This is a genomic window from Candidatus Cloacimonadota bacterium (assembly GCA_021734245.1).
Classification (GTDB): domain Bacteria; phylum Cloacimonadota; class Cloacimonadia; order Cloacimonadales; family TCS61; genus B137-G9.
The window spans coordinates 24,145-41,012 of record JAIPJH010000011.1; the positions used below are offsets into that span (position 1 = coordinate 24,145).

Consider the following 16,868-nt stretch of genomic DNA (forward strand, 5'->3'; position numbering starts at 1 on the left):
AAATGGAATTTGTCATTATAGCTGCTGCAATCATTATTGGCTCGGTGATCATTGGTTTCTTTTTGAAATCCAAATCGGGTGGAAATGATGAATTGATCATTCGAGAAGAAAGAGATAAACTTGCAGCTCAAAACGAAATTCTGCGGGAAGATCTTGGGAAGAAGGAATCTGAGCTGTCTGAACTTAGAGAAAATAACACGAACCTGCAATCGGAACGTTCCAAACTGGAAACTTTGAATAAAAATTTCCAGGAAAAACTCGATTCTCAGAAAAAGGAAATCGAAGAACTGCAAACCAAATTTACCGATGCTTTTAAAAATCTGGCAAACGAAATCCTGGAAGAAAAAACCAAGAAATTCACTGAACAAAATCGTACCAATCTTGATGAACTTTTAAATCCGCTCAAAGAAAAGATCAAAGATTTTGAAAGTAAAGTGGAGCAGTCCAACGAAAAAAACAGGATCAGCCACACTTCGCTCATCGAGCAGATAAAAAATTTGAAAGAATTGAATAAAAAAATAAGCGATGATGCCAATAACCTGACGAAAGCCTTGAAAGGTGATGCGAAAATGCAGGGAAATTGGGGGGAAGTGATCCTGGAAAGAATTCTGGAAGAATCTGGTTTGCGAAAGGGGATAGAGTACGATACACAAGTTAGCATGACAAACGAAGAAGGTCAGAGAATGCAGCCCGATGTGGTCGTGAAACTTCCTGATAACAAACATCTAATCGTCGATTCCAAAGTTTCACTGGTAAATTATGAAAGAATGGTTTCATCTGAAAGTGAAGAACAGAAAACCGGATATTTAAAAGCTCTCAATATTTCCGTAAAATCTCATATCGAAGGACTTTACAAAAAACATTATCATGATCTGAAAGATGTAAATTCTCCCGATTTTGTATTTCTATTTATTCCCATCGAAGGTGTGTTTTCCATCCTGATGCAGAACGACAGTACAGTTTATCAGTATGCCCTGAATAAGCAAATCGTAATAGTGAGCCCCAGCACGTTGCTGGCTACGTTGCGTACGATTTCTTTTATTTGGCGGCAGGAAAATCAAACTCAGCATGCCATGGAAATTGCCCGTCAGAGCGGCAATCTTCTGGATAAATTTTATGGATTTCTGGAAGACCTGGAAAAAATAGATGTAAATCTGGATCGTACCAAAAAAGCTTATGATGATTCGATTAAAAAACTGGTTTCAGGAAAAGGAAATTTAATTTCTCGAGTTAAAAAAATTGAAGAACTTGGGGCAAAAGCCAAAAAGCAGATTCCTGAGAAATTTGTTCAGGAAGATTTATTACTGCAGGATGAGGAGTAAAAGTGGGAGAGGTAATTATTGTAATCGTAAATTGGGCTGCTCATTTTGCCCATCTGGCAGCTATCTGTGTAATCGGTGTTGGCATCGTAAAAGCCTTCTTGATATTTCTTGCGGATATTTTTACCAGGAAGGAAGCTCGAGAAGCCATCAAAGAAAGCCGTCTGGAAATTGGCCATGCCTTTTCGCTGGGACTGGGTTTTCTGATCGGCGCCAGCATCTTGAAAACTACCATCGCTCCAACCTGGAATGATATTGGTCAATTAGCTTCTATTATCGCCATTCGAACATTATTGAACTACTTTCTGGTGCGAGATATTGAACAGATGACAGAGAAGTAAAAAATTATTCAGAATTAAGAAATGATTTTTATTCCAAAGGAAGTTTAAATGCGTTCCCAAACCAATCTTCGTCCCGAGAAATCGAGACTAAGAACTGGCAGGCAGGTTTAGGAACAAGAAAATTAGAAGAGAAATAATCTGTGTAATCTGTGTTAATTCGTGAGCTAAAATTTCCCTGCCAATTTCCGCAGAACGTAACTGGCAGCCCACATTCCCATGATTGCCGGCAAATAAACCACCGAACCTAAAGTTCCGCGTTTTCTACCCCGACCGGAAACCCATTCTGCTTCCGCTCCCGCTGCATGATCAAATTGCGGGATTGGTTTTTCGTAGGAATAAATTACCGGAATTCCTTTGCGAATTCCACGACGATGCAGATATTTTCGCACCTTTTTTGCCAGTGGACAAATACGGCTTTTGGAGATATCCACAAGTTCGATTTGAGCGGGATCAAATCTACTGGCTGCTCCCATCGAGCTGATCACGGGGATCTCCTTTTTAATGCAACTTTCCAGAAGTCCCGTTTTGGGGCCCAGACTATCAATTGCATCAACCACAAAATCCAGATTTTTCAGCAAGAAATCCCGCGATTCCTGAGCGCAAAAATCAGAATAGATTTCTACTTCAGCCTGGGGATTAATATCCAGAATTCGATCTCGCATCGCTTCTGTTTTCATCTTACCGATAGTGCTGTGCAGAGCTGGTAACTGCCGATTCAAATTGGAAAGTCCAACTGTATCAAAATCGACTAATAAAAAGCTGCCAATACCGCTGCGTGCAAGTGCTTCAGCAGCATAACTTCCAACTCCACCCAAACCCATCACAGCTACTTTGCTTTTCTGGAAAATTTCTATCGCTTCATCACCAAATAAAAGTGCTGTTCTGGAAAATTGCTCAAGCATTATTAACTTCCAATTTATCTTCAAAGATCATGTTTATTGTTTTATTTTGAACAGAGAATATATTATTGAAAGAACAATTACAAGTTTTTTTTATGTTTTCAACAACTAAACCAAGATTTTTCAAATGATTGAAATCTTCTTTGGAATCATGTGGTTTCTGATATGGAGCATCTGTTTCACACAAAATCAAGCTGCGATTAAAAATGTATTGAAGAACTTCTTTTTTAGGAGGTTTACAGCCAATCGAAAAAGCCAGATCAAATTTCGAGAAATTTTCTGCTACATCCAGAGAAGAATTGAAAGCATGCAGATAGCCGTGGATTTTCGGGAAATTATTTTTGATTATTTTATACAGATCGTAGTATTTGTGAACAACATGAAAAACTACCGGCAGATCATAATTTGCTGCCAGATCGAGCTGCTGCAGAAGTATTTGCTTTTGCCACTCAGAATTTTTATTTCTGCCGTCCAAGCCGATCTCACCAATTGCAGCGATCTGTTTTTCATCGCAGAATTTGATGAGAAATTCGAAATCTTTTTCATCACTCTTTTCGTAAAACGGATGAATTCCTGCACTCCAATACATTCCGGGAAATTGATTTTGCTGATGCCAGGTAAATTCTTCCCGGCAAAGAGCAGAAGAAATGAAGCGGGTAACTCCAGCTTTTTTGGCTTCATCAAGTTCGTTTTGCAGATTAGAAGCCATTCTTTCATCTGCCAGATGGCAATGTGCATCGAGGAATTTTTTCATATCTCTTTATCGTCATTCTGACGTATCTTGCACGTTGTTCTAGGAAGAATCTCATTATACATCATACTTTTTTTTGAATCATTTTGCTCAAATATTTACCAGATTAAACTAATTTTTTAAGGAGGAGGATTTCACGAATTTGGGGTCTTTGGAATGCAGAATGGGTCATCATAAACCCCCTTTAATTCCCCCTTCCGAAGGGGGACAAATAACCTTGCGGAGGTTTGACACACCCCACGGCTAAAGCCGCACCCCTCTCAAGAGGGGAATTTGACCTGCGCAAGGTTATTAAAAAATTATTTTCTAAAACTGAAATTCTACGCCCATGCTGATGGTTTTTACAGTTTCATCTTTTCCTTTGATCTTACCATTGCCATCCAGATCGACGTAACGTTCCTGGTAAACACCAACAAGTTGAGCTCCACCGCCCAAACCGTAAGCCAGTTTTCCATCAACTACAGCACCGGGAGTTTTAAATTCTTCCAATTTATCGAAGCCAGTCTGGTAATATCCGATTTCTGCTTTGGTAAGTTTGGGAATAATGGAAGTATTAATTCCGGCTTTTCCCCAGATCGAACGATAATGTTCATTTCCGGAAATATCGGGATCTTTGGTGTACATATCTTCGTAAGCAACTGTTACTGTAATGAAATTGAAGAGATTGGAAGATAAACTTCCATACCAGCCTTGAGATTTGGTTCTAAAAACCAGTAAATCCTCTTTTGTTACTACAGTATTTGAGTTTTGATCAACCATTGCACGACCTTCATCATACAATTGGTCAAAGAACGCAGGTGCAAAATCTTCTTCATAGATGCGAAATTCCAGATTCATGTCAAATATCAGGAATTTTGAATAAAAGCCGGGAAAGATAAATCCCATACCATGCCCGTCAATCTTGGCTGCTTCAGCGTAATGACCTAACGCAAATAAATCTTCCTGAATGATCGGTAAAGTATAATCCAGAGCGAAAACGGAAATGTCATCTTCACCCAGATCGCCAAAAGATGGATTGCGCTGTCCATTTATGAAAGGCTCATTATAAAACCAATTATGAAATCCTGTGGAATCGCCGTTTATGGAAACATATCCAGTCAGCCAGTAATCGATGTTTTCATCAACTTCATTATGTTTATCTTCATCATAAGGATAATCGTCAAAGTAATCGGGATAATCATCTTCATCCGAATCCATCAGACCATTAATTTGATTGGTATCATGCGCAACTGTTCCACCCAGAGTGAAACCTTTCAAAAGTGGAATGCTGGAACCAGCCAGGGGTTGGATTGTCAATCTTCCTGCCAGGATGTCGTTTTCTACAACATTCGATGTGAATACTTCTGCTGTCATTCCCATGAAGGGAAGTTCTCCGCCCAATTGTACCCCCAATTGTCGATATTCGGGATAACGCAGCATATTGGTATAATCTTTCATGACAAGTCCGTAGCCGAGTGAGTAGGATGGAAATCCACCGACTCTTCCAAAGAAGGCATCACCACGCTGACCATAACGAATATAATAGATTTTGTTCACATAATCATCAAACTGATCCCAGTCTGATTCGCGAACGTTGCCGTCACTGTCGATGAGCAGATCCATATCCAATCCAATCCCGAATTTACCGAAGACAAGTTCCGGAGTCAATCTGATCTGTGTGTAAGTTGTACCGCCAAACATCACGGTTCCCACGCCGCCGCCCATGCTAAATGGTCCGCCACCGCCTTCCGGCTCTGTTGCTAATTCATCTGCCAGAAGTGACAAGCCAACAAGCAAAGTAAATAGTAATAAAAAAACTTTTCTGTGCATCTATACCTCCCATCTTATTTTCAATGGAAAGAAAATCGAAGTATAGTTGTTAAATGTCAAGTTTTATCGTTCTTCGTGATGAGTATAAGCAGGCTAATGAATTCTTTCATGGACAAATATATCCTCTCATTTTGATTTGAATAAAAGAGAATTGAGGAGAAAATGCAGTACGGATTTCTAAAAAAATGGGTTGAAGAAAATCAGGATCAGAACCTGGTTTTTCGAGCGATGCAAAAATATCAGGATCAATACATTATAAAATTTAATAAACAGAAAAAACAGCTTCAGATCTGTCTGGCAAATGATTGTTTCTGTTTTTTTACTGAAAAGAATATTCTGCTTTTTTCCGATAGAAATGACCTGAATCAATTTAACCAGAATTTAGAGAAATCTAAACTGAAAAAAATAGATATTGCAACCGATGATCGCATAATAATTCTGCATTTTGAAAGAATCAATATTTATAATCAGCAGGAGTCTATGCAGCTTATTCTGGAATTGATCCCGCGCTATCAAAACGTAATTCTTGTACAAAAAAATCAGATCATAGATTGCCTTCGCAAGATCAGTTTTGCCGAAAACACTCATCGTCAGGTTTTGCCGGGAGTTACATATTCTGAACCTCCAACTGATTTCATAGTACAGGAAAAGGAAATAAAATATCCTTTACAATTCAATGAAAAATTGAAACTGGAAAAATCAGAAAGTGCTGGTTTTTCTGATATGAATTCTGCTTTTGAAGCACTTTATTACAAAGGAATTCTGCACAAGAAAATCGAGCAGTTCAAAAAAGCAAAAATAAAAGCAGTAAAGAAGAAATTGAAGCAGAAAGAACGTAAAATCATCAAATTGAAAAATGAGCTGAAAGATGCCTCAAAAGAAGAATTCTGGAAACAGCAGGCGGAGCTTTTGAAAGCAAACTTTTCAAAGATAAAAACCGGGATGAAGTCTATAAAACTTACAAATTATTATGAGAATGATTTTCCTGAAATCCTGATAAAATTAGATGAAAAAAAATCTTCCAGTCAGAATGTGGAATACTATTTCAAGAAGTATCGCAAAGCTCGCGATGGAAAAGTGAAAATAGCTCAGCAGATCGATCTTACAGAAACTGAAATTCATGATCTGGAAATGGAGATAATCGAGATCGAAGAAAGCGATGCACTTCCCGATAAAGAAAGGGAAAAGAATAAAAAATCATCTTCCAAAACAGAAAAATATAAAATGCTGAAAGTGGATGAAAACTGGGAAATCTATATTGGCAGAACCAGCAGGGAAAACGATTTTTTGACCACACGTTTGGCAAAATCACATGATTGGTGGTTTCACACCAGAATTTTCCGTGGAACTCATGTAATCCTGCGAAATTTGAACAAGCGTGAACTTCCTGATAAAATGAAATTGATCTGTTGCAGATTGGCTGCATATTACAGCAAAGCAAAGAAATCGGGAAATGTTCCTGTAGATTTTACTCAGATTCGATATGTACGAAAACCAAAAGGTTCAGCAATTGGTTTCGTAACTTACACAAACCACAAGACGTTATACGTCGATCCGCTCAGTATGCGTGATGCGAAAAACCTTATATAGTTTTCAAATTTCAATAACATTCAATTAAATTAAATGTAATTTGTGCTGGACAAAAATCCCAACACCAAAAAACCTCCTAAGAAACAAGGAAATATTGAAAGATTTAAATTTAGATTTTGAATGGAATTTTAGGAGAATAAATGAGTAAAGCAGTAGTTTTAGTTAGTGGTGGAATGGATAGTCTGGTTACAGCTGCAATTGCCAAAAAAGAGTGTGACGAATTATACTTTTTGCACGTAAATTATGGTCAGAGAACCGAAGTACGCGAATTGCGATCTTTCAGGAAAATGAAAGATTATTTTAAACCGAAAGATGTGTTGATAGCAGATATTGCCTATCTCACACAAATTGGCGGTTCAAGTTTGACCGACGAAAATATAGAAGTGAAAGATCATCAGGAAAATGGCAATATTCCAAATACTTACGTACCATTCAGAAACAGCCATATAATTGCTATTGGTGTAAGCTGGGCAGAAGTTATAGGTGCCGATAAAATTTATATCGGAGCTATGGAAGAAGACAGTTCCGGATATCCCGACTGTCGTGAAAAATATTTTGAAGCAATGCAGAAAGCAGTGAATGAAGGTACAAAAGATGGAACTGAAATCCAACTAATTACTCCTATTATTCATAAGAGAAAATCTGAGATCATCAAACTGGGAGCAAAACTGGAAGTTCCTTTCGATCTCAGCTGGAGCTGTTATCGCAACAACGACATTGCCTGCGGAAAATGCGACAGTTGTGTGCTGCGTGTAAATGCTTTCAAAGCAGCAGGATTGAAAGATCCGATTCCTTACGAAGTGGAACAGAATTGGTGATTTCTAACAACGAACAGAAGATTTTTTCCTTTTCGTCCCCCTTTGGAAGGGGGAATTAAAGGGGGTTAAAAATCGACTTCATAATATTTAATTATCTACAAAATAACAAGATTGCAAATTAAATTTCCATGAAAACCATAAAAATCATCGGAGCCGGACTATCAGGAAGTGAAGCAGCATTGCAGCTGGCAGATTCCGGTTGGAAAGTTAAGCTTTTTGAAATGCGTCCAAAGCTGAAAACTCCTGCCCATGAAACAGATAAATTTGCCGAGATCGTTTGCAGCAATTCGCTAAAATCAAAATTGAGAACAACTGCTTCCGGCCTTTTGAAAGAAGAGATGAAAATGCTGGGCTGTAAACTTCTTCCGATCGCAGAAAATTGCAGCGTTCCTGCTGGAATTGCTTTAGCTGTTGATCGTGAAAAATTCTCACATGAAGTTACAAAAATCATCTCAGATCATCCAAATATTGATGTGATCAGAAAAGAATTTACAGAGATTGATGATGAACTGACAATCGTTGCTACCGGTCCGTTAACATCTTCCACACTTACACAAAACCTGATCGATTTGATCGGTAAAAATCAGCTTTATTTTTTCGATGCGATCGCTCCGATCATCGATGCGGATAGCATTGACCGTGATATAGTTTATCGCAAAACACGATACGATAAAGGTGAAGCGGATTACTTAAATTGTCCCTTTTCCCGTGATGAATATTACGATTTCGTAACAGTGTTGAATAATGGGCAAAAACATGAAGCTCATGAATTTGAAACTCAAATTTTCGAAGATATCAAGTTTCAGTTTTACGAAAACTGCACACCAATAGAAGAACTTGTCAGAAGGGGAAAGGATACCCTGCGCTTTGGTGTGATGCGTCCAGTCGGTTTGGAAGATCCAAAAACAGATAAACGTCCTTTCGCTGCATTTCAGCTGAGAGCAGAAAACACAGATAAAACAGCTTATAACTTAGTTGGCTGCCAAACGATGCTGAAATATGGAGATCAGAAAAAGATCTTACGTAAAATTCCAGGATTACAATATGCTGAATTCCTGCGGTTTGGCTCAATCCATCGCAATACGTTTCTAAATGGACCAAAAATCCTGAATCCTGATTTATCTTTGCAGGCAAAACCAAATGTGTTTATTGCTGGTCAGTTGGCAGGTGTGGAAGGTTACGTAGAATCAATTTTAGGTGGAATTCTGGTTGCGAGGAACGTAAAGCAAACATCCTGTTTGCACTCTTACGGAAAAGGAGTTTCGTTAGAAAAAACTGCTTCCATACCGGAGTTTAGGAACGAGAATGAAAAAATTAAAATCCTTAAGTCAGACTGTCGTTCTAACTCAATGATTTTACCAGAAACGACCGTTTCCGGTCAACTTTGGCGACATTTGATAACACCAGTAAAAAACTTTCAACCTATGAATGCAAACTTTGGACTGTTGCCGCCGTTGATTGAAAAAATCAAAGATAAGAAATTGAAAAAGCAGAAACTTGCTGATAGAAGTTTGAAAGACTTAAAACAGTTTTTGTTTTTCAATGGGAATTAATCGAAAGAATTCCTCGCTGCTCTGCATCGGGATTTTCCAAATTTTCTCCCCTGTTTGAGGGGAGATCCGGCAGTTGCCGGAGAGGGGTAAATAAAGAAAATTCGATTTTCAGCTTGCTGAAATAAATTTAGCGAAATACACCTTGGCTCTGCCACGGTGATAGCCAAATTTAAGAATTTTCTTTATTTAAAATTATTTATTTTTCACCACATCTATTTCAATTTTTATCGATTCATGCAGATGCTTTTTTACTGCGCACAAACTGGCAGATTTGATGAGTGCTTTGTGATATTGTTCGGGAAAGTCTTCCGGAACAAATATCTGCATCGAAATTGTATCTATCAAACCGGTTTTCATATCAAAAACAACATCCTGGATAAGCTTTATCTGATCTGTTTCCAAGCCTCTCTGCTGGCAGAAACTTTTGATGTAAATTCCTGCACAAGTGCCTAATGCTGATAAAAATAATTCAAATGGAGAAGGTGCTGAGTCATCTCCACCACTGCGCTTTGGTTGATCTGTCATCACAGAAAAATCTCTTATCTTTGCTTCCACTTTCAGATTTCCGGGAAATCCAACTTCTAACTGCATCATATTAAAACTCCTAAGTTTTACTACAAAATTAAGTTTTTAATTAATGATGTCAAATATTATTTATGGTTAAAATGATAGTTTTGGGAAATAAAAACTATGACCTTGAAATTTCGTTTTATCGAAACTCTATACAAAATAATTAATGATTAAAAAATTTTTTTCCGAACTCCGATTTTCCAATAAATTTCATCCTCTTCATCCACTCCATTTTTTCCTGCAATTTCACATTAAATATTTCTTCATCAACATCAAAATCATCCAAATCTTCGGTTGCTCTGCGGTTATTGAAGAACAGGTTATTTTCTATCACAAAATCATCTGGAACCAAGTGCAAGGCAAAAGGGCATTGATAGCCGTAATAATCGGGAGAATCATAAGCTTTGCTTTGAGCTGTTTGCACGATGATATTATCTTTGAAAAAACCGGGATTTTCCTCAGTTGAAGAAGTGATCGCAGCTCCCATTGCTCCTGTATCGTAAACGATATTGTGTGAGATGAAACCTTGAGGTTTTCCGCGACTGGCATCCCAGAGAGAAATTCCCCAGGTATTCATGTCTTCAATTATGTTGTTATCCACGATTCCAATGGCATCCACGAAAAGTCCGATACCTTTCCAATAACGCGCGATGTAGTTGTTCGAGATTTTCGCTTTAGCATTCCAGGTAACGCCAACTGCTACTCCGCGGCCACCTTTGGGAGTTCTTCCACCTGCTTTGTCCATGCCGTCGATATAATTTCCAGTCACGATCGCTTCTGTATTTCTAAAAAGCGCAATTCCATCCCAGGAATTTCGAATGATGTCATTATCGGTAATTTCCAAATACGAATTTTCACGACCGCAAATCCCCATGATTCCGGAAATATTTTTCACGATCATCAAGGAATCACCCAGATTATTCGTGATCAGATTATTATGAATTTTTGCGCTGCTGTTTTTTACTACGATCGCTGCATCGCCGGCCATCCCTGCTGAATCACGTATTCCATCCGTAATTGTAATGTTCTCCAGATAGAAATCCTGGCAATCAACAATATAAAGTCCGTATCCGGAATTAGTGTGAATAACTGCCGACCTGTCTTTGGGGCCAATAATTTTAATGTTTTCCCCACTTATTTTAAGTCCGTAAGTTGCCGGATTTGTTGTTTTGGGTTCTTCACAATTGGCACAAGTAGAATCTATAAAATGAGTTGGAGTCAGTTCATAATCTCCACTTGCCAGCTCTACAATTATGTTATTCTGGCTGGTTTTAAATAGTTCAATCAGATCATTTTCATTATCGATTGTTATGGTTTTAGATATGGGATTTGAGATAAAATAAATAACCAGGAATATGAAAATTACAAACAAATAGAACAGAATTTTTTTCAACATTCATACATCTCCGTTCTTCTGTCATTGAAAGCATGATTGTATTCTGTAACTTTTTTGTCATCAGCTTTTTCGGGGTAGATCTCCACGATTTGAACAGTTTCTTCAGTTTCAGTGCAGCGATGCAGAATTTCTCCTTTGGTAGAAAGTATCTGACTCATACCGGTAAAGGTTAATTCACTATCCATATTTTTTTCAGTTCCGGTTCTATTGGAAGTTATCGAAAACACACGATTTTCCAAACTTCTGGTTATCATTGCCTGCTGGCACCAGGGCAATACAAGATTGGCGGAATGAGCAATTATCTGCGCTCCACGTAATGCCAAGGTTCTTGCTGATTCCGGGAATATCCAGTCAAAGCAGATCATAAGACCAACTTTTACACCATCTTTAGCTTCGAAAACTTTTAGTCCCGAATTACCAGGAAGAAACCATTTTTTTTCTTCGTAAAACAGGTGGGTCTTCCTATAAACATGGATAGTTCCGGCAGGATTTACCAGCAAAGATGAATTGTAGAATTTATCTCCATCTTTTTCGGCAAATCCAACTACATAGCTGGTATTTTTTTCTTTCGCCAATCTTGTGAATAAATTTGCCGTGACTCCTGTTTTTGCTGGTTCTGCAGCTTTTTCCAATTCAGATTTGGTTTTGAATAAGTATCCTGAAGTTGCCAACTCGGGAAGAACAACCAAATCAGCATTTACCGTGGCTAATAATTCTTCCATTTTTTTTAGATTTTCCTGGATTTTCAGAAATTTTGGTTCGAATTGTAATACTCCGATTTTATAGATCAAAAAAAACCTCCGAAATTTAATAATTTTCTTAAGAATTTATAAATTAATTTTAATCAAGTTTGTCAATGATTCCATTCCAAAATTAATTTACTATAATATTATAAAATAATAAATTATAATAATATGCTTGACACTAAAACGTCGGGATTTTTTGTATCACACAATTAAAAAAGGCGCATATTTATTATCAGCTGACCAAGGTCAGCATTTTTTTGGTAATAAAAGAGTACCACTGATATTCAGTGGTTTCGTCGTATAAAAGGGCTATTTTATAATGGCTCTGAAAAGATGAAAAGTGAGGTGAGAGACCATGGAAAAAATCATGGTGGAAAAACTTGAGAAAATAGCTAAAGAAGCTTGTTCAAAACAGGGTGTAGCACTTTACGATCTGGAATTGAAGCGTGCTTCCAAAGGTCTTATTGTGCTGGTTTATATCACAAAATTGGATGGTGTGAACATTGGTGATTGCCAGATAGTTAGCAGAGAAATCTCGAATCGTTTGGAAATCGATGATTTCATAGCTGAACGATTTTTTCTGGAAGTATCATCGCCGGGTTTGGAACGCGAATTGAAATTGAAGAAGCATTACGTGAGTGCGATTGGCGAGAAACTGAAGATAACATTCCAGGCAGAAGATAAAAATAAAACAGTGATCGGAGTTCTAAAAGAAGTAGAAACCGATTATTTGAAATTGGATGTAAAAGATGAAATGAAACAAATTACATTCAGTGATATAAAAAAAGCAAAAACTTATTTCGATTATAAAAAGAAGAGTTAAGAGAGGGAATTATGAGTGCTAACTTAATGAGTTCTTTAGCCGAACTGGCCAGTTTGAAACAACTTGATAAAAATCAACTGGCAGAGATCATAAAAGAAAGCTTATATCAGGCAATCTCAAAGAAGATGATAGAAGAAAATGATTTGAAGATCATTGCCGAATTTGATACGAACAGAGTGCTGGCAAAATTTAATCGCATCGTGGTGGAACGCGATTTTTCTTTGGGAGAAATCTCCCTGGAAGAAGCTAAACATTATGAACCCGAAGCCGAATTAGGTGACTTAATTCCCGTGGAAATGTATATTTCCGATTTTGAACCGAAAGTGATCCGTAATGCCAGAAAGGCAATCTTGGAACGCATTAAGGCATTGGAAGAAAATCGCATTATGGACGATTATGAAAATCAGAAAGATCAGATCATTTCCGGAAAAGTTACTAAAGATGATTATAATGGTTACGTAGTAGATATAGGATATGCAGATGCACTTCTGCCGAAGGAAGAGCAGATCGAAGATGAATATTTTAAAGTTGGCGATATCATCAAAGCTTTCGTAGTCAACATTCGTAAAAGAAAAAATGATGTGATCGTGATCTTATCCAGAACTCGTCCGGAATTTGTTAAAAGAATATTTGAAACAGAAATTCCCGAAGTAAATTCAGGTGACATCGATATAAAAAAGATCGTGCGTGAGCCTGGAATGAGAACTAAAGTTGCAGTAATTTCCAATGATAAAAACATCGACGCTACAGCTGCTTGCCTTGGCGAAAAAGGAATTCGTATCGAATCGATCCGTAATCAGTTGAATGGCGAATTGGTGGACATAGTACTTTGGGCAGAATCTCCTGAACAGCTTATTGCTAACGCAATTGGACCTGATTTGGTAGAAAAAGTTTATCTGGCGGAACGTGGCAGATTTGCTCGTATAATAGTAAGTGAAGACAACAAAAATCTGGCAATCGGAAAGAAAGGCAAAAACGTGAAACTGGCTGCCAAACTTACCGATTTCAAATTGGATATTTATACAGAAGAAGAATTTGAAGAAAAGATCTCGGAAGAAAGAAGAATCACCAGCCATGTAAGCGATCTGGATGGAGTTTCGGCCAAAGTTGCCGAAGTTCTGAAAGAACATGGCTACACTTCTGTGCAGGATATCTATGATGCCAGCATCGAAGAACTTTGCAATCTGGAAGGTCTTGGTAAAAAAACAGCTAACAAGATCAAAGAATCTTCCAAATTCTTCTAAAATGAGGAAGTTATGTCGAATGGATCATCTCATGCTAATCATGTGCCACAGCGCACTTGTGTGATCTGCCGGCAAAAAAAAGAGAAATATAATTTTTTAAGATTTATAGTGGTGAAAGGAAGTCCGATCTTCGATCTGAAACAGAAATTGCAGCAGCGGGGAAGCTATGTTTGTGATGATAATGACTGCCTATCTAAGTTGAAGAGATGGATTTCCAAAAAAGGAAGAAAGATTAAATGAAAATTGAAAAGGTTTTGAATTTGCTTCATATGGCCCGAAAAGCCGGTCATTTGATTGTCGGCTTTGATGCCTGCAAAAGATCATTGATGGCAGGTGATGCTAAATTGCTGATCCTGGCTGAAGATTTGGCAAGTAGGCAGAAATCGGAAATGATAAACGTTTCGGAAGCCTGTAATGTGAAGTGGATTGAAATAGGAACAAAAGAAAAATTCGGTGAAGCATTCAAAACCAGAGACCTGGGAATTATCAGTGTAGAAGATCATAATTTTGCCAAGGGTATTCTGAAGAAAACTGATATTCCTGAAGATAAAATGGGGAAGAAAATTTAAGGGGGAAAAATGCCGATAAGAGTACATCAATTAGCCAAAGAATTCAAAATTTCGACTGCTGCGTTGAAGAAACATCTGGGCGATATGGGTGTGGAAGTAAAAAGCCATATGAGTCCGGTGGATGACGAAATAGTTGCTAAGATTCGAGCTAAATTCAACGAAGAAGTCAGAGCCATCAAACAGCGTCAGCACGATAGTAAATCGCTTCATAAAAAAATAATTCTGGCAAATAAGAAAAAGAAGGAAACTGAGCAGGAAAAAGCTTCTTCTCCCAAACCCAAAGCCATAGATATTCCCAAATTTGTTGAGAAAAAAATTGAGAAAAAAGACTCCCGATCTTCTCACAAAAAGCATTCAAAGCCGAAACCAAAAAAGGAACAACCAGTATATAAAGAAAGTAAATTGCCACCAAAATTAAAAGGTGTTACAGAACCGAAATTCAAAGACAAAGAATTTACCAACAAAGATGACAAATCTAAAGATAAGAAATTCAAAGATAAATCAAAGCATCTGAAAGCTAAATTAAAAAGCATGAAGAAGAAAAAGGGACGCAAGACCAAATTTGTTCCTACAGAATTGGAAGAAGCTGAAATTGCAAAAAACATCAAAAAAACATTAATAACTACTTCCAAAAAGAAAAAATATAAAAAAGATGATAAAACTCAGACTCAGGTTGATGCTAAGATAAAAATTGCCGAGTTTACTTCTGTAAGTGAATTAGCAAAACTGATGAATGTAAATGCTTCGGATATTATTCAGAAGTTTTTCATGATGGGTCAGATGGTAACGATAAATCAGCGTTTGGATAAAGAATCTTTGGAAATGATCTGTGATGAATTTGATTTTGATGTGGAATTTGAAGAAGAGTACGGAAAAGAGATCCTGGAAGAAAAAGTAGAAGAAGTCGATGATTCTGAAAAAGTCGGCAGACCACCGATAGTTACAGTGATGGGTCATGTCGATCATGGTAAAACTGCCATATTGGATAGAATTCGTTCTACAAATGTAATTGCCGGAGAAGCTGGTGGAATTACTCAGCATATCGGTGCTTATCAGGTAGAATATCAGGATAAACAGATCACATTCCTGGATACTCCAGGTCATGAAGCTTTTGCGGCTATGCGTGCTCGCGGAGCAAATGTAACTGACATTGCTATTATTGTGGTTGCGGCAAATGAGAGTGTGAAACAGCAAACAGTAGAAGCTATCGATCATGCCAAAGCTGCTGGAGTTACAATAATCTTGGCGATCAACAAAATTGATCTTAAAGATGCAAATATTGATCGTGTGATTTCAGATTTGATGCAGCAGAACCTGATGCTGGAAGGTTACGGTGGAGAAATTCTCTGGGTTCCCTGTTCAGCCAAAACCGGTGAAGGAATCAACGAACTTCTGGATACAATTTTACTTTCTGCTGAAATGCTGGAACTGAAGGCAGCTGAAGAAGTTCCTGGTAAAGGAATTGTAATTGAGTCGATGAAAGATCAGCGCATGGGAACAATCGTGACTATCTTACTTCAGGAAGGAACATTAGAAAAAAGTGATAGCGTAGTTTGTGGAGCTACTTTTGGGCGTATTCGAAAAATGGAAGATGAACGCGGTAAAGAAATTGAAAAGGTCAGTCCAGCAGGTGTGGCTGTTCTATATGGATTGAACAGTGTTCCCAAAGCTGGAGATATTTTGAATAAAGTAGAAAATGAGAAAACGGCACGTTCGATAAGTACTGAACGTAAAAATATTCGTCGTGAACGAGAAAAATATCAGCAGAAAACAAATCTTGATAACCTGTTTCAGAGAATCAAGGAACACTCGATGAGCGAGATCAAGCTTATTGTGAAAGCCGATACAGACGGTTCTGTGGAAGCTCTTTGTGACTCGTTCCAGAAGTTAAGTACAGATGAAGTGGTTGTGAACATTATCCGTAAAGCAGTTGGTGGAATTAATGAAGCCGATGTGAACATGGCTTCTGCTTCCGATGCTATCATCATTGGATTCCACGTGCGAGCTAACAACACTGCTAAGAAAATGGCAGAAGATGAAGGTATAGAGATCAAACTCTATCACATTATTTACGAAGCTATCGAAGATATTCAAAGCGCCATGCAGGGAATGTTAGCTCCTGAAATTGTGGAAAAATATATGGGAACAGCAGCTGTTAAACAGATATTCAAGATCAAAGGCGTTGGCACAATTGCCGGTTGTGCGGTAGAAAAAGGTAAAATAACCAATACCGGAGTTGTTCGACTTTATCGTGATGATATTGTTATTCACGAGGGAAAACTATCATCTTTGAAACATTATGCAAACGAAGTGAAAGAAGTGAAGGCAGGTTCCGAATGTGGAATCGGCATCGAAAAATATAATGATTTGAAAGAAGGCGATGTGATTGAAAACTTTGTGATGGAAGAAGTCGCCAGAAAATTGTAAACTGGGAGACCAA

General features: G+C 37.8%; 16 protein-coding genes. 10 read left to right on the forward strand and 6 right to left on the reverse strand.

Annotated features, from left to right (window positions below; genetic code table 11):
- The first annotated feature begins 2 nt into the window (after positions 1-2).
- Both rmuC and K9N40_03255 read left to right on the forward strand, forming a co-directional pair.
- A complete protein-coding gene (gene rmuC / locus K9N40_03250; protein ID MCF7813482.1) occupies positions 3-1,322 on the forward strand; it encodes a DNA recombination protein RmuC in 1,320 nt (439 codons plus the stop codon).
- A gap of 14 nt (positions 1,323-1,336) precedes the next feature.
- On the forward strand, positions 1,337-1,660 hold the full coding sequence (locus K9N40_03255; protein MCF7813483.1) for a DUF1622 domain-containing protein: 324 nt from the start codon (positions 1,337-1,339) through the stop codon (positions 1,658-1,660).
- Between the two features lie 164 nt (positions 1,661-1,824).
- Here K9N40_03255 and K9N40_03260 read toward each other — a convergent pair whose 3' ends face one another.
- The 3 genes from K9N40_03260 to K9N40_03270 form a co-directional block, all read right to left on the reverse strand.
- A complete protein-coding gene (locus K9N40_03260; GenBank protein MCF7813484.1) occupies positions 1,825-2,562 on the reverse strand; it encodes a tRNA threonylcarbamoyladenosine dehydratase in 738 nt (245 codons plus the stop codon).
- The gene (locus K9N40_03265) at positions 2,555-3,313 is read right to left on the reverse strand and encodes a TatD family hydrolase (protein MCF7813485.1); all 759 of its coding nucleotides are present in this window, start codon (positions 3,311-3,313) and stop codon (positions 2,555-2,557) included. The genes K9N40_03260 and K9N40_03265 overlap by 8 nt, the downstream gene beginning before the upstream one ends.
- Before the next feature lie 303 nt (positions 3,314-3,616).
- Positions 3,617-5,119 carry a hypothetical protein gene (locus K9N40_03270; GenBank protein MCF7813486.1) on the reverse strand — a complete coding sequence of 501 codons (1,503 nt, stop codon included), beginning with the start codon at positions 5,117-5,119 and terminating at the stop codon, positions 3,617-3,619.
- 162 nt (positions 5,120-5,281) lie between these two features.
- Between K9N40_03270 and K9N40_03275 the strand changes: the two genes are divergently transcribed.
- The 3 genes from K9N40_03275 (at position 5,282) to trmFO (ending at position 9,080) form a co-directional block, all read left to right on the forward strand.
- Positions 5,282-6,709: an NFACT RNA binding domain-containing protein gene (locus K9N40_03275; GenBank protein ID MCF7813487.1), complete on the forward strand. Its 1,428-nt coding sequence runs from the start codon at positions 5,282-5,284 to the stop codon at positions 6,707-6,709.
- A 140-nt stretch (positions 6,710-6,849) separates the two neighbouring features.
- On the forward strand, positions 6,850-7,527 hold the full coding sequence (gene queC, locus K9N40_03280; protein MCF7813488.1) for a 7-cyano-7-deazaguanine synthase QueC: 678 nt from the start codon (positions 6,850-6,852) through the stop codon (positions 7,525-7,527).
- A 128-nt stretch (positions 7,528-7,655) separates the two neighbouring features.
- Positions 7,656-9,080 (forward strand): methylenetetrahydrofolate--tRNA-(uracil(54)-C(5))-methyltransferase (FADH(2)-oxidizing) TrmFO, encoded by a 1,425-nt coding sequence (gene trmFO, locus K9N40_03285; GenBank protein ID MCF7813489.1) that lies wholly within the window; start codon positions 7,656-7,658, stop codon positions 9,078-9,080.
- Positions 9,081-9,272: 192 nt separating this feature from the next.
- Here the strand turns inward: trmFO and K9N40_03290 are convergent, their stop codons facing one another.
- The 3 genes from K9N40_03290 to K9N40_03300 form a co-directional block, all read right to left on the reverse strand.
- Positions 9,273-9,671 (reverse strand): OsmC family protein, encoded by a 399-nt coding sequence (locus K9N40_03290; GenBank protein MCF7813490.1) that lies wholly within the window; start codon positions 9,669-9,671, stop codon positions 9,273-9,275.
- Between the two features lie 142 nt (positions 9,672-9,813).
- Positions 9,814-11,046, reverse strand: a complete 1,233-nt coding sequence (locus K9N40_03295; protein MCF7813491.1) for a right-handed parallel beta-helix repeat-containing protein — start codon at positions 11,044-11,046, stop codon at positions 9,814-9,816.
- On the reverse strand, positions 11,040-11,834 hold the full coding sequence (locus K9N40_03300) for a beta-ureidopropionase (protein MCF7813492.1): 795 nt from the start codon (positions 11,832-11,834) through the stop codon (positions 11,040-11,042). The genes K9N40_03295 and K9N40_03300 overlap by 7 nt, the downstream gene beginning before the upstream one ends.
- Before the next feature lie 313 nt (positions 11,835-12,147).
- Here K9N40_03300 and K9N40_03305 point away from each other — a divergent pair, with 313 nt between their 5' ends.
- From K9N40_03305 to infB, 5 genes are read left to right on the forward strand one after another with little or no spacing between them, the layout of a single operon-like run.
- Positions 12,148-12,615, forward strand: coding sequence for a ribosome maturation factor RimP (locus tag K9N40_03305; protein ID MCF7813493.1), 468 nt, complete (start codon positions 12,148-12,150; stop codon positions 12,613-12,615).
- A gap of 11 nt (positions 12,616-12,626) precedes the next feature.
- Entirely contained in the window at positions 12,627-13,859 is a 1,233-nt protein-coding gene (nusA, locus tag K9N40_03310) for a transcription termination factor NusA (protein MCF7813494.1), read from the forward strand.
- Positions 13,860-13,871: 12 nt separating this feature from the next.
- Positions 13,872-14,099 (forward strand): DUF448 domain-containing protein, encoded by a 228-nt coding sequence (locus K9N40_03315; GenBank protein ID MCF7813495.1) that lies wholly within the window; start codon positions 13,872-13,874, stop codon positions 14,097-14,099.
- Positions 14,096-14,428 carry a ribosomal L7Ae/L30e/S12e/Gadd45 family protein gene (locus K9N40_03320; protein ID MCF7813496.1) on the forward strand — a complete coding sequence of 111 codons (333 nt, stop codon included), beginning with the start codon at positions 14,096-14,098 and terminating at the stop codon, positions 14,426-14,428. The genes K9N40_03315 and K9N40_03320 overlap by 4 nt, the downstream gene beginning before the upstream one ends.
- 9 nt (positions 14,429-14,437) lie before the next feature.
- Positions 14,438-16,855, forward strand: a complete 2,418-nt coding sequence (gene infB / locus K9N40_03325) for a translation initiation factor IF-2 (protein ID MCF7813497.1) — start codon at positions 14,438-14,440, stop codon at positions 16,853-16,855.
- Positions 16,856-16,868: the final 13 nt, after the last annotated feature.